The organism is Achromobacter sp. DH1f (assembly GCF_000633435.1).
Taxonomy (GTDB): domain Bacteria; phylum Pseudomonadota; class Gammaproteobacteria; order Burkholderiales; family Burkholderiaceae_B; genus Achromobacter; species Achromobacter deleyi.
Genome location: NZ_AYMF01000026.1, coordinates 41,591 through 54,061 on the forward strand (window position 1 = coordinate 41,591; position 12,471 = coordinate 54,061).

Annotated in this window: 14 protein-coding genes; 8 read left to right on the forward strand and 6 right to left on the reverse strand. The window is 66.6% G+C overall.

Translation table 11 applies throughout. From position 1 onward, the window contains the following. Nucleotides 1-103 precede the first annotated feature (103 nt). On the reverse strand, nt 104-1,051 hold the full coding sequence (locus U858_RS0122235; protein ID WP_025139364.1) for a FecR domain-containing protein: 948 nt from the start codon (nt 1,049-1,051) through the stop codon (nt 104-106). Continuing rightward, entirely contained in the window at nt 1,048-1,560 is a 513-nt protein-coding gene (locus U858_RS0122240; protein ID WP_025139365.1) for a sigma-70 family RNA polymerase sigma factor, read from the reverse strand. The genes U858_RS0122235 and U858_RS0122240 overlap by 4 nt, the downstream gene beginning before the upstream one ends. Nucleotides 1,561-1,728: 168 nt before the next feature. Between U858_RS0122240 and U858_RS0122245 the strand changes: the two genes are divergently transcribed. Beyond that, nucleotides 1,729-3,297, forward strand: a complete 1,569-nt coding sequence (locus U858_RS0122245; protein ID WP_025139366.1) for a cyclic diguanylate phosphodiesterase — start codon at nt 1,729-1,731, stop codon at nt 3,295-3,297. Here U858_RS0122245 and U858_RS0122250 read toward each other — a convergent pair. Then, complete coding sequence (locus tag U858_RS0122250) at nt 3,292-3,489, reverse strand: hypothetical protein (protein WP_025139367.1); 198 nt, start codon at nt 3,487-3,489, stop codon at nt 3,292-3,294. The genes U858_RS0122245 and U858_RS0122250 overlap by 6 nt on opposite strands. A 97-nt stretch (nt 3,490-3,586) precedes the next feature. Between U858_RS0122250 and U858_RS0122255 the strand changes: the two genes are divergently transcribed. The 3 genes from U858_RS0122255 to U858_RS0122265 all read left to right on the forward strand — a co-directional run bounded on the left by U858_RS0122255 (nt 3,587) and on the right by U858_RS0122265 (nt 5,025). Continuing rightward, the gene (locus U858_RS0122255) at nt 3,587-4,222 is read left to right on the forward strand and encodes a DUF2975 domain-containing protein (protein WP_025139368.1); all 636 of its coding nucleotides are present in this window, start codon (nt 3,587-3,589) and stop codon (nt 4,220-4,222) included. Next, nucleotides 4,222-4,461 carry a helix-turn-helix transcriptional regulator gene (locus U858_RS0122260; protein WP_025139369.1) on the forward strand — a complete coding sequence of 80 codons (240 nt, stop codon included), beginning with the start codon at nt 4,222-4,224 and terminating at the stop codon, nt 4,459-4,461. Before U858_RS0122255 ends, U858_RS0122260 begins: the two co-directional genes overlap by 1 nt. Nucleotides 4,462-4,644: 183 nt before the next feature. Next, nucleotides 4,645-5,025 (forward strand): DUF4156 domain-containing protein, encoded by a 381-nt coding sequence (locus tag U858_RS0122265; protein ID WP_081821685.1) that lies wholly within the window; start codon nt 4,645-4,647, stop codon nt 5,023-5,025. Nucleotides 5,026-5,091: 66 nt separating this feature from the next. Here the strand turns inward: U858_RS0122265 and kch are convergent, their stop codons facing one another. Together kch and U858_RS0122275 are read right to left on the reverse strand one after the other, a co-directional pair. Continuing rightward, nucleotides 5,092-6,300 carry a voltage-gated potassium channel protein gene (gene kch, locus U858_RS0122270; RefSeq protein ID WP_025139371.1) on the reverse strand — a complete coding sequence of 403 codons (1,209 nt, stop codon included), beginning with the start codon at nt 6,298-6,300 and terminating at the stop codon, nt 5,092-5,094. A 430-nt stretch (nt 6,301-6,730) separates the two neighbouring features. Beyond that, nucleotides 6,731-7,549 (reverse strand): response regulator transcription factor, encoded by an 819-nt coding sequence (locus U858_RS0122275; protein ID WP_025139372.1) that lies wholly within the window; start codon nt 7,547-7,549, stop codon nt 6,731-6,733. A gap of 717 nt (nt 7,550-8,266) precedes the next feature. On the opposite strand from U858_RS0122275, the gene U858_RS0122285 reads away from it, so the two are divergent. Continuing rightward, nucleotides 8,267-8,665 carry a helix-turn-helix domain-containing protein gene (locus tag U858_RS0122285; RefSeq protein ID WP_081821686.1) on the forward strand — a complete coding sequence of 133 codons (399 nt, stop codon included), beginning with the start codon at nt 8,267-8,269 and terminating at the stop codon, nt 8,663-8,665. Here the strand turns inward: U858_RS0122285 and U858_RS0122290 are convergent. After that, a complete protein-coding gene (locus U858_RS0122290) occupies nt 8,646-9,869 on the reverse strand; it encodes an acyltransferase (RefSeq protein WP_025139374.1) in 1,224 nt (407 codons plus the stop codon). The genes U858_RS0122285 and U858_RS0122290 overlap by 20 nt on opposite strands. 251 nt (nt 9,870-10,120) lie before the next feature. Here U858_RS0122290 and U858_RS0122295 point away from each other — a divergent pair, with 251 nt between their 5' ends. From U858_RS0122295 to U858_RS0122305, 3 genes are all read left to right on the forward strand, one after another. After that, on the forward strand, nt 10,121-10,651 hold the full coding sequence (locus U858_RS0122295; RefSeq protein WP_025139375.1) for an META domain-containing protein: 531 nt from the start codon (nt 10,121-10,123) through the stop codon (nt 10,649-10,651). Between the two features lie 162 nt (nt 10,652-10,813). After that, entirely contained in the window at nt 10,814-11,611 is a 798-nt protein-coding gene (locus U858_RS0122300) for an META and DUF4377 domain-containing protein (RefSeq protein WP_025139376.1), read from the forward strand. Nucleotides 11,612-11,695: 84 nt separating this feature from the next. Further along, complete coding sequence (locus U858_RS0122305) at nt 11,696-12,433, forward strand: sulfurtransferase (RefSeq protein ID WP_025139377.1); 738 nt, start codon at nt 11,696-11,698, stop codon at nt 12,431-12,433. The last annotated feature ends 38 nt before the right edge of the window (nt 12,434-12,471 follow it).

A 12,471-nucleotide genomic window follows, 5' to 3' on the forward strand; every position in this document is an offset into this window, starting at 1 on the left:
TCCGGGGGCGTGAAGAGAAGTGGGATTACCCGGAGGTGTATCGGCGCCGGAAAACCGGACAGCCATTGTGTAATTAATTATTTCTTGATGGCGGATGGCGCGATCAGGCCACGTCGACCCAGGTCAGCCAGCCGCCGTAGCGGCTGATCTTCAATGGCAGCGTCGCGGCCAGCGCGGCCCAGGCCTGCTCGGGCCGGTCCAGCGAAAACACGCCTTGCACGCGCAGCGCGGCGGCGCCGGCCGTCACGTGCAATGCGCCCGGCATGTACGGACGCAGCGCATCGGCCACCTGCGCCAGCGACGCATCCAGCACGTCCAGGCGGCCTTGGCGCCAGGCCGTCAGCGCGCGGGCGGATGCGGCGTCCAGCCGCGCGATGCCGGCGGTGTCATAGCGCGCCGCCTGGCCCTCGGTCAGGTCCAGTTGCTGGCCCGAACGGCTGCTCACGCGGATCTCGTGCTGCAGTACCGCCGCCACGCTGTGATCTGCTTCCTTGCGCACCATGTATTCGGTGCCGCGCGCCCACGCCGTGCCATCTTCGGTGGTGACGCCGAATGGCCGGTCGGTGTCGGGCGCGACGCTGGCGACCAGTGCGCCTTGCAGCAGCCGCACCCGCCGCACGGCGTCCGTGAATTCCAGGCGCACCTTGCTGCAGGCGTCCAGCAGCAGGCGGCTGCCATCTTCCAGGCCGATTGCGAGGCGCTGCGCGGTGGTCGTGCTCCAGTCGCTGCGGTCACGCCACAAACGGGCGCCCAGCCACGCGCTGCCCACGCCCGCGCCGGCCAGCATCAGGGTCTTGCCCAGGAACTGGCGCCGCGACGGTCCGCGCGCCAGCAGGTCACGGATCGGCGTGGCGTCGGCGGCGGACAGGCCCGCGGCGCGCAACGCCTGCAACGGCGCGCCGATACCGGCCTGCAACGTTTGCCAGGCCCGCGCATGGGCAGGCGCTGCGTCGCGCCACTGCTGGAACTGGGCCTGGTCGGCAGCGCTGGCGCTGCCGGAACTGAGCCGCACCATCCATTGGATGGCCTGGTGGTCGGCGTCGGGCGTCATGCGCGGTCCTCGCGTTGCAGCCGCAGACAGCGCTCCAATGCCAGCGCGAAATGGCGCTGCACGGTGCGCACAGACAGTCCCATGCGCTGGCCAATCTCGGCATAGCCCAGGCCGTCCAACTGGCTGTACAGGAACACGGCGCGCACGGCGGGCGGCAGCCCGGCCAGCATGGCGTCCACCCGCAGCAGCATCTCCATGCCCAGGGCCTGGGCCTCGGGCGACGGGGCGGTGTCGGCCGCGTGCAGCGCCAGCCAGTGCAGATAGGCCTGTTCCAGCTCGCGCCGGCGCCAGAAATGGAACAGCAGGCGTCGCGCGATGGTGGATAGATACGCCTTCGGCTCGGCGATGTCAGCGGGCTCGCGGCCCGTGGCCACCTGCAGGAAAGTCTCCGACGCCAGGTCTTCCGCGTCGGCATGGTTGCGCAGCCGAAAGCGCAGGCGGCTCACCAGCCAGGGGCGATAGTCCACGTACAGGGCAGCGAGAGTGGAAAAAGCGGGGTGCTTGCCCATGCGGACCATACCGAGCAGTAGAAAAATAGGAATAAGTATCATTCAGTATATGGGAAAAATGGCATCCCAGGCTATCCGTCGCGGACGGTATCCGCGTCTGCGCGCCGCCCTGTATTCTTGCGTCACTTCCACGACTCACGCAGCGAGGGCGCTTTGCCTAACTCCGGAATGACCGTCCGCGTACCCTCCTGGCGATATTTTCCGGTGGCGTTGGCCTTGATGCTGCCGGTGCTGGGCTGCGTCGCGTGGACCTGGCTGCACGCTCAATCCACCGAACGCGCCGAAGCGGCCACGGTGGCACGCATCGTCCGGGCCCAGACCGAGCAGATCGTGGATCGCGCGGTCGACATCCTGCCGCGCGTGGCAGCGCTGACCGCCAAGTCCTGTGAAGAGGCGCTGCCCGACCTGTACCGCTGGGGCACGCTCAACCCGTACTTCCGCGCGCTGATCCTGGTCGAGCGCGACCACATCTATTGCTCGTCGGTGCTGGGTGAAGTGGATTACCTCACGGGTGAATTCCGCAAGTGGCCGGTGGACGTTCCGCCTGCAGAGTGGTTCTTCAGCGTGGCGGGCACACCCATGGCGCCCGAGCGGCCGGCGCTGCTGCTGGGCATGCCGGCTGCTGACGGCCGCGGCGGCGTGGTCGCCATCGATGGGCGTTATGTGCAGGACATCCTCAATTCGGTGGCCTCGCTGGGCGAATACCAACTGGAAGTCACGCTGGGGCAGGGCGCGCCCATCCGCAGCGATTCCTGGGGCCATGCCTCGGCGACGCCGGCGCTGCTGTTCCAGCAGGCCGACAGGGTGGCGGATCGTGCCGATCTGGACGTGCGGGTGCTGGCCCCGCCAGAGGCCGTCGTGCGGGCCTGGCAGCAATTGCTGGTGACCTACCTGCCCGTGGCCTTGCTGCTCGGCGCGCTGCTGGCCTTCGGGGCCTACCGCTTGCAGGTGAACCGGCAGTCCTTCAAAGAGCAGTTGCGCCGCGCCATGGCGGCCGACGAATTCCACGTCGAATACCAGCCGGTCTATGGCAAGGCCACGGGCCGCTGCGAAGGCGTCGAGGCGCTGATGCGCTGGAACCGTCCTGGCGTGGGGCCGGTGCGTCCGGACATCTTCATTGCGGCAGCCGAGGTCGAGGACATGATCGTGCCGCTGACCCAGCATCTGCTCAAGCTGATCCAGCGCGACATGCGCAACTGGGCCACGCCGCCCGAATTCCATATCGCGGTCAACTTCGCGCCCGCACACCTGTCCAGCCCGACGTTGCTGGCCGACGTGCAGGCCTTTCGCGCCGGCATCCGGCCCTCGCTGATGGTGCTGGAAATCACTGAGCGCAGCCTCATCGCCGACAATGGCCAGGCCCGTCGCAACATCGACGCGCTGCGGGCCGAGGGCGTGTTCGTGGCCATCGACGATTTCGGCACGGGTCATTGCTCGCTGTCGTACCTGCAGAAATTCCCGGTCGATTACCTGAAGATCGACAAGGGCTTCGTTCACGCCATCCAGCCCACCGGTGAAGACGCGCCGGTGCTGGACGTGATCATCACGCTGTCGCATCGCCTTGGGTTGGCGGTGGTGGCCGAAGGCGTCGAAACGCCCGAGCAGTTCGCGTACCTGGCGCAGCGCGGCGTGGCGTTCATCCAGGGCTATCTGTTTGCCCGGCCCATGCCGTCGGCCGACTTCGTGCGCTGGTATGCCGAGAAGGCGGCGCAGCCGCCGGTGCTCGCGGTGTCATAGCGCGCGCAGCGGCAGGTTCAACAACGAAAAGCGGTTGCCCAGCGACCACAGGCTGGCGCCACGCGCCGCCTGCGGGCATGTCGTGTCGCGGCAGATCCGTTCACCGGGGGCGGCGGCGCATGCGCAGGGGTCTGAAAGCATGAAGTACAACAGCGCGGCAAGCAGCGACGCGACCACCAGGGTGATCCGCATGACTTTCCTCATCGGGATAAAAAATTATTGTAAAACGATAATTTGTTGCTACACTACAGCAACTTCATAGCCCTAGCAACGCCATCCGGAGACCGCCATGGCAGCCGCACCGACCTTTTCATCCGTCCACGAGACTTCGCCACCCGCGAGCGGCGCCCGGCGCCTGGCCCGCATCCGTGGGCTGTCGCGCTGGATGCGCGGCCTGCTGGTCGTGGCCGCGGTGATCCTCATTGCCGCACTGGTCGGCATGTGGTTCTTCACGTCCGAGCCCGTGCTGGCCCGCGGTCTGTATTCCTTTCTTGGCGTGACGGCGCCGGCCTATGCCGAACCCGCCGCGCCCGTCACCCTGCCGCGCCTGAACCTGGGGCCCGCGTATCGGGTGCTGGGTTTCGCCTTGTTCGGGGTGTTGGCGGCGCTGGCGTTGCGCGCCATCGCCCATGCCCACGCGATGTTTTCCGACTTCAGCCGCGGCGATGTGCTGACCGTGGCCACGGCCAGGCGCCTGCGCGGCATTGCCTTGCTGATCACGGTGTTCAGCGTCGCGGTGCCGGCCTTGAAGACCGTCTTGATGTTGGCCCTGACGCTGGCCAATGGGCCGGGCGAGCGCCACATGATGATCGGCATCGACATCAGCGACATCCTGCTCGGCCTGCTCGGCGGCCTGTTGTTCACGCTGGCCTGGGCCATGGAAGAAGCGGCCCAGGTCGCCGAAGAAAACCGGGGATTCATCTGATGGCGATCGTGGTCAGGCTGGATGTGATGCTGGCCCAGCGCAAGATGAAGGCGCGCCAATTGGCCCAGGAAATCGGTATTACCGAGCCGAACCTGTCACTGCTCAAATCGGGCAAGGTCAAGGGCATGCGCTTTGACACGCTGGAGCGCATTTGCGAAGTGCTGCAATGCCAGCCCGGCGACCTGCTCGAGTACCAACCCGGCGAGCCCGCGGCCAGCGAGGGCACCGGCGTCGACTAGGCGTCGCGGCCGGCCTCGATCGCCGCGTCGAACCACTTTCGCGGCGGGCGGCCGTCGCGTGACCCGCATCGGGCCGCCCGACCTCCGCGCGGCGGCCGCAATTCGACCTTCTTTTTTTCACTGCCTGTCGCGCAGGGTTCGCCCGCGCGCCGGGTTCCCACGTCCCTTTGATGGATGCTTGCCATGCACTACCTGCCTGCGATCTCCCGCGATGCATTGCGTGTCGCTTCCCTGTTGGCCTCGGCCTGCGCACTGGCTGCCTGCGCGCCCACGGCGCTGTCGCCCGGCGCTTCCTCCAACGTGCGCATCACGCACAACGAACCGGGCAAGGACTGCGCCTTCCTGGGTGACGTGACCGGCAGCCAGGGCAATTTCCTGGCGGGCGTGATCACCTCGAATGCGGATCTGGAAACGGGGGCGCGCAACGACCTGAAGAACAAGGCCGCCGCGCTGGGCGGCAACGTGGTGTACCTGTTGACGCAGCGCGCGGGGCAGACGGGCGGCAAGGATCACCTGGAGCAGACCAACGTCACGCTCTCGGGCAACGTCTATCGCTGCGGCTAGGGTTCGTGCGAGGCGCCGTGGCGGGTTGACGGGCCCTGGGCCTGTCAACCTGGCAGGGCCGCCTGATCAGGTCTTGGCCTGGGGCGCCGCCTTGGCGAAGAACAGGTCCGTGATGGACTGGCTGTCCAGCGCTTCACCGTTGATGGCGCGCGCCAGCAGTTCGGCGCCCAGCAATTGCACCGAGAACACCAGGTCGGGCTGCACCCGGCGGATCTTTTCCAGGTGTTTGCTGGTGTTGACCAGCGCGACCGTCTTGGCGCCTTGGTCACCCACGGCTTCTTTGGCGGCCAGCACGATGAAGGCGTTCTCGGCGTCGTCCTCGCGCAGCGCCAGCACATAACGCGCACGAGTCACGCCCGCGCTGCGCAGCACTTCCACGCTGGACGGGTCACCTTCGATCAGGTCGGTGGCGGCCGGGTATTCCTGCGGCGCGCCGGGCGGCACGATGACGGTGACCTCGTCGCCGCGGCGACGCAAGCCTTCGTAGACGCTCATGGCCAGGGGCGTGGCGCCGGCGATGATGATGTGGTTTTTTCTCATGGCGCTGGAAAACCGGCCTTTGACCAGCCGTTTCAGGTTGCCGCCGATCACCGGGCCGGCGATCGCACTGATGGAAGTGGCAAAGACGGTGATGCCAAGAATGATAATCGACGCGGTGAACAGCCTGGCCGCGTTGCTGTGCGGGGTGATGTCGCCATAGCCCACCGTGGACATCGACACGATCGAAAAATACAGCGCCGTTGCCGCGTCCTTGATGGGCGGATTGAATTCCTCGCCCAGGTACAGCGTGCCGAAGATCGCGTAGATCAGCAGCGACGCCATGCTGACCAGCGCGAACAGCGAGCCGGCCGTGACGCTGGCCCGGTCAAAGCGGCGCCAATAGGCGATCAGCGCGATCACCAATACCAGGGTATAGACGCCCAGCCCCGCGCGCCCGCTGTCGCCCAGGATGGCGAAGGTGCCCACGCCGATCAGCAGCACCAGCGAAAAGGCCCACGCGATGCGCGCCTTCAGGATCAGGCCCAGCGCGATGACCTGCAGGCCCACGCCCAGCACCAGGCGCGGAATCTCGAGCAGGCCCACCACCTGCATCACGTCGTGCCAGTTATCCAGCGCCAGCCAGAATGAATACTCGCGCGCGCGCACTTCGCGCAGCACGGGATGCATGAAGGCATAGCCGTCCAGCGCCACGAGAATGGCAAGGCACCAATTGGGGGGAATGCGGGTCAGCACAAGGCGCAATCGGCGCGCAAGGCCGGACAGGGAATGGGGCATGGCAGGGGCGTCCTTTGCCGCTCATTCTATAGGGCAGCGCGGTGGGCTTCCTATATCCAATATGTATAGAAGGCTATCAACAAAGAATTACTTGAATTGCGCCCGACGTCCTAAACTTCTTTCATCACGCGGCTATCCGAGAGGAACACCGCTGATACGGGCGACAAGCCCGCCAGCTGCTAGGGCGGACGAATCACCCGGGCGTTGATCACGCTGCAGCTTGAGTGGGGACTAGAGACCCCGCCCGGGCTCACGGCCAGTCCGTGCGTGAGTAGTATGAGGCACGAATGTTGGAATCGCGTGATCTAGGTAGAAGGCATCAGTGCCGGCTGATGACTCCAGGCTCACGTGTTGTTTTAGCGCGGCGTCTTACCTTCGGGGCAGCGCCGCGTTTTTTTCGTCTGGCGCCAGCGTCCTGGCCCGTAGCGTATCAGTAAGACGGCGCGTTGGCATCCAGCGCATAACGCCGCGAATCTTCCAGTCCGTCCGGACGCCCCTCTTCAGCCCCCTCCCGATTGTCCAGTTCCAGCGCGATATCCGCCGCGAACATATAGCCCCAGCCATGCACGGCGCGGATCGGCAGCGTCATGTGGTTGGCGGTCGCCTTGCGCCGCAGCCGGCTGATCATCACGTCGACGAAGCGGCGCCGGGTGATGGCGCCGTCCGCATCTTCGGCGCCGTCCGGGTAGAAGGCGTCGCGGCTGACCTTGCGGTCGGGCGCCTTGACCAGCTTGGTCAGGAAGTCGCGCTCGCCCGTGGTCAGGCCCAGTTGGCGGCCGGTGGGGCTGATCAGCGTCCAGCCTTTGTTGGCCAGCCGCCAGGATTCCAGCAGCGGCTCGTCGGGCAGCGGCGGCTCCACGACGTTATCGGCCCCGTCCAGCCCCACCGCGCGCCGCACCAGCGCCTGCAGCACGGCGGCCAATTCCAGCCCGGTCACTTCCGGCGGCAGGCAGGCGTCGGCGCCACACAGCAGCGTGCGGATGCGATTTTCCTCGGCGCCAAAGGGCGCGATGGCGACGATGCCCAGGCTGCGGTCGATGGCGCGCAACCGCACCGCGGCGTTGTGGATGTCGGGCAGGGGCGCTTCCAGGATCACCAGGGGGCTGGGGCGGCGCGAGTAGCGGTCGTAGACGTCGGCCAGGTCATGGCAGCGGCGCACGCTGAAACCCAGATGGGACAAGGCCTCGACCAGCCGGGCATGCCGGGCGTCGTCCTGGCCGAGAAAGATGACATCCAGCGTGTTGTTCATGGATGCCCGCCTGCGCCAACCACAGCGTGATCATTGCGTATCATGCCCCTCTCCCTTTGCTGCGCGCCATGATGTGGCGGCATCTGGCGGTGTTGTTGGTGGCGGGCTAGGGCTTTCAGTGTCGACCGCCCTGAAATGAACTGGACTGTCGATCAGCGTCTGGGCCGCGGCCGGTCGAGGCCGCGGTCGGGGTCTGGGGCGGCGCCTGGCTCAAGCGTGTTGCGCTCTGGCCGCCGATGATCCGATTCCGCATGGAAGTCACGCCCGTGTTTCATTTAAACACGGGCGTGTTTTTTTGTGAAGATACGTTTCTGTAGTTTCTGGTAGTAACACGCGTGCCAAGGCCAATCGATGGCAAGCGCCTGAAACGCTGTTCGTTCACGTGTTTGCGACCATAAGATATTAAGTATTACCGATACATTATTTTTTATTTTTTATGGCGAGGCGACATAAACTCGGGCGGGCTTTAATGGCACGGTCGACCGGGCCTGCTCAGGGCCGGGGCGACAGGCCAAGCGCCCGCCGTAGCCCGCAAGCCGATGATAGCAATGGTCTTTTTGCAAGATGCCCGGTGTGCTCGGCGAGGCCGCGGCCGCGCCGTGGCAGGCGGGTGGGCGTGCGCGCCGCGATTTACGGATTAGCCCGGGAATTGGGGTGTAATCCGTTTATTTGACGGCAGTATTGAGATGTTTTAATCAAATAAATAAATTCATATTAATGTCTCAGGTTGATCGATTGGACACGTTTAGCCATCGTCTGCGCAACGCAAGAATGCTTCAGGGATGGACACAGAAGGACTTGGCAGTCGCGAGCAACCTGTCGCAAAGCGCCATCGGCAACTACGAAAGCGGCCAGCGCCTGCAGCCTTCCAGCGATGCGCTCATCAAGCTGACCCGGGCGCTGCGGGTCAATCCCATGTGGCTCAGCACCGGCGAAGGCCCGATGGCCAGCCCGGCCTATGCCGAACCGCCGTCCACTGTGGGGGAGTGCCTCGCACCCCCGCCTCCCTGGCCCTTCGAAACCGTCTCCTACGCCACCTATGCCCGCCTGAGCCTGCAGGAAAAGCGCCAGATCGAGCAGGTGCTGGCGGCCTACATCAAGGCGCGCGGCGAATAGTCCCCACGGTGCGCCCGGAAGGGACCGCGCGGGCGTGCGACGCGGGCGTCATCCTGCGCGCCGTTTCCGCCTTGCCGGGAGGGTGGATGGTATCCGCACGCCCATCGCGGCTGCCTTCGGCCACTGCCGAATCGGCCGCCTCGCCGCGGGCGCGCAACCGCCGCCGCAGCCGTTCGACCGGGTCCGCGATCAGTGCGTTCAGCAGCGCCGCAAAGCCTATACAGCCCACCACCACCAGCACGGTGAACATCACCGGCTGGCGTGTCTGCGCGCCGTCCAGCAGCCAGCCAAAGAACAGGATGACCAGCGCGTGGCAGATGTAGATCGGATAGCTCAGTTCGCCGATGGCCTTGTCCAGCCGATGGCGCGACTGGAACAGGAAGGCCAGCGGCAGCAGGGCGGCAAACAGCACCACTGCCAGCGCATCGCGCACCGTGTGCGGCAGGCCGATGGAAAAGTGGGCCAGCGCGTAGAGCAGCAGCACGCCGGTGCCGATCTCGGGCAGCCGCGGCAGGCGGTGGGTCCAGGCCTGCCAGCGCGGCAGCAGCACCTGGTGCGACAGCGACCCGATCAGGAACAGCGCCAGTTCGGTCGGAAAGAAGCGATAGGTCCACGGATCGGCCAGGCCCACACCGGTGGCCACCAGCACCGCGCGTAGCGCCAGTGACGCCGCCAGCAGCACCAGCAGGCGGCGCGGCGAATGCAGCACGAAGGGCGCGATCAGGTAGAAGCTCATCTCCACGCCCAGCGTCCAGGCCTGGGGCACCAACAGGCCCTGGTAGAGCGGCACCTCGCTGTGGGCGAAGCTGCCGGTGAATGCCAGCGCACCGTGCTCGATGCCGAAGAACATCAGCCAGTCCTGCCCCAGGATCAGCAGGTTCGACACGCCCAGGAACAATTCCGCCGCAAAGGGCAGATGGTCGTAGAAGCGCCAGAACGCGCCGCCGCCCGCCGCATGCGCCAGCAGCGTCAGCGCCGCCACCGCCAGGTACACGGGATACAGGCGCAGGGCCCGGTTGGCATAGAACCGTCCGACCGACCCCTGGTAGTGGTCGGTGGCGGTCAGCACATAGGAAATCAGGAAGCCGGAAATCACATAGAAAAGCTGTACGGCCAGGCGGCCGCCCACCAGCCAATCGGTCGTGCCGCCGCCCAGGTGGTCCAGCACCACGGACAGCGCCAGCAAGGTTCGCAAAAAGCCCATCGCCGTGTCTCCGGTCGTCGTTGTTATGTGCTGCCGGGCCCGCCGCCGGCTTCACGCCAGACGCGTACGGGGGTCAGCCGATTCTGCGCGCCGCAAAGGGCCGCCGCCATGCGGCGTACGATGCAGGCCCCCCCTGCGCAGGGAGGACGCCGCTTGCCGCTTTCGGATTCGGCTGTCAGGGGGAGGCCCCGGGACGCGCCGGCCCCATGGCGGTTACAGTTGGGGGTGTGTCTATTCAGGAGTGCTGTTCCATGTCTTCCTTCCTGTCTTCGCATTGCCGCCTGTTGGGCGTCGGGCTGCTGGCCGCGGCGCTGGCGGGCTGCGCCGGTTCCACAGGGGGCGCGCGCGCCCAGGGTGCGGCTGCGGCCAACGCGGCCAGCAGCGCCGATTCGCTGGCCCAGACCAGCTGGGAGCTGGTGCGCTGGACCCAGGCCTCGGGCGGGCTGCGCAACATTCCCCATGGCGACAACGGCGAACCGATACAACTGACCTTCCTGGCGCAGGGCAAGGAATACCGCGCGGGCGGTTTTTCGGGCTGCAATCGCTACATGGGCACGTACAAGCTCGAGGCCGGCAAGCTCTTCATCGAGGCGCGCGGCGCCACCCGCATGGCCTGCGTGCCGGCCGAGCGCGCGGCCCTTGAAAACGACTACCTGCGCAGTCTGGGCGCCATCGATACCTTCACGCTGGACAGCGGCGGCGCGCCGCGCCACCTGACCTTCAACCTGCGCGGCGGCGACGTGCTGGAATTCGAACGCCGCCAGGACCCGCCCACGCCCTGAGGCCCGCCGGGCCAGGTGTTTCAGTCTGTTTTGCACGGCGCGGCGCCCGCCCGGGGCGCGCCTACAATGGGCGCTGCCCGGGGCCCCGGCCGACTGCCGCCATGGCACCGTGCAAGGGGCCGCCGGCTTTGACCAAGCCCTAGTTTCTTGCGGGAGAATCCCATGCCCTTGTCTTCATCCCTGCGCTGGATCGCGCCTTGCGTGCTCAGTCTTGGCCTGGCGGCCTGCGCGGCGCCGCCGCAGCGCACCGCGGATGGACGGGACCCGCGCTTCCAGCCTGCCTCGGCCTCGGACGTGCTGGCGCAGACCAGCTGGGACCTGGCCCGCTGGACCCGCCCGGGCGGCGCGCTGCGTGAAATCCCGCACCCGTCGTCCAATTCGCGTCCGCTCACCATCAGCTTCATCCACGACCAGGGCGCCACGCGCGCCAGCGGCTTTTCGGGCTGCAACGCGTACAACGCGCCCTATACCGTGGCCAACGGCCAGTTGATCATCACGTCCAACCCCGTGGCGACGATGATGGCGTGCGCACCCGTGAACATGCAGCTTGAACAGGAATTCCTGGCCAGCCTGACGCGCATCACCGCCACGTCGTTCGACAACACCAACAACCCGCAGCGCATGAGCTGGGTGCTCAGCACCGGCGACACGCTGGACTTCGGCCGCCGCATCGACCCCGTCGCGGGCGGCCAGGTCGGGCCGACCAAGCTGGTGTACGTCAACGCCGAACGCGTGCCTTGCAATGCCGGCGCCGGCCGCACCACCTGCTACCAGGTGCGCGACAGCCAGTCGCAGCCCTGGCAGCTCTGGTATGGCGACATCACCGGTTTCAACTTCCAGCCCGGCATCCGCTACCGCCTGCGTGTGGTCGAGATCAAGGACCCGAATCCGCCTGCCGACACCTCCGGCCTGCGCTGGGTGCTGGACGCCGTGGTGGAACAGGAAATTGTCCGGCGCTGACCGCCCGGTTTGACCTGCGGCAAGCGGGCAGGGCGGGGCAGCGATTACTATTACGGCCTTCGCCGTCCTACGCCCCGCTTTGCCATGTCTTCCGTCGTCAATATCGCCGCTTACAAATTCGTCTCGCTGGACGCCCTGCCCGAGCTGCGCGCCCGGCTGCTGGCGCAGGCGGGCGAGGCCGCTCTGAAGGGCACCGTGCTGCTGGCCGAAGAGGGCATCAATCTGTTCCTGGCCGGATCGGCCGACGGTATCGACGCGTTTCTGCAGGCCTTGCGGGCCGACGCGCGTTTTGCCGACCTGGAAGTCAAGTTCAGCCAAAGCGCGCAGGTGCCGTTTCGCAAGCTGCTGGTCAAGATCAAGCGCGAGATCATCCGCATGGACCACCCCACGATCCGGCCCGAGGCCGGCCGTGCCCCGGGCGTGGATGCGCGCACGCTGGCCCGCTGGCTTGAGCAGGGCGTCGACGACGACGGTCGCCCCGTCGTCATGCTGGACACTCGCAACGCGTTCGAGGTCGACGAAGGCACCTTCAAGAACGCCATCGACTGGCGCATCGACCGCTTCACCCAGTTTCCCGCCGCCGTACAGGCGCATCGCGCCGAACTCGACGGCAAGACCGTGGTCAGTTTCTGCACGGGCGGCATCCGCTGCGAGAAGGCCGCCATCTACATGAACGAGGCCGGCATTCCGAACGTCTACCAGCTCGACGGCGGCATTCTCAAGTACTTCGAGGAAACCGGCGGCCCGGGCTTTGACGGCAAGTGCTTCGTGTTCGACGAGCGCATCTCGCTGGACCCGGCGCTGGCGCCCAGCAAGGACTGACCCTGGGGCCGCAGTTGCCACGCTGACCGCCCTACGCG